The 389-nt window shown below is 40.4% G+C and carries 1 protein-coding gene; it reads left to right on the plus strand.

All coding sequences use genetic code 11. The features are described from left to right. Window positions 1-369: SDR family NAD(P)-dependent oxidoreductase (locus ASU00_RS24165; protein ID WP_152983850.1), on the plus strand; the 369-nt coding region annotated here is incomplete at its 5' end. Window positions 370-389 lie beyond the last annotated feature (20 nt).

The following is a 389-nucleotide window of genomic DNA, read 5'->3' on the forward strand; positions in this document are numbered from 1 at the left end:
CCTTATATGAAAAAGCAACAGTATGGAAAACTTGTGTATGTATCTAGTGGCTTAAGCAATCATCCAGCTCCGTATTTCATCGCACATGGAACCTCCAAAGGAGGGCTTAATAGTTTTGTGAGATATATTGCCCAAGAGGTAGGTAAGCAAGGTATTACCGCAAATGCCGTTTCTCCAGGTTTAGTTGAGACGGATGCTACGGCTGACTTACCAAAAGAATTTAAACAACAACAAGAATTTTTTCTTCCACTTGGAAGACTTGGCCGTCCAGAAGACATTGCAAAAGCGATTGCTTTTTATGCAAGTGATGACAGTGCCTACCTTACAGGAAGTTATATGCCAGTAAGTGGTGGCGGTGAAATGAATTAATAAAAATAAGGCCAGATATC

The sequence above is a fragment of the Peribacillus muralis genome (assembly GCF_001439925.1).
Lineage (GTDB): Bacteria > Bacillota > Bacilli > Bacillales > DSM-1321 > Peribacillus > Peribacillus muralis.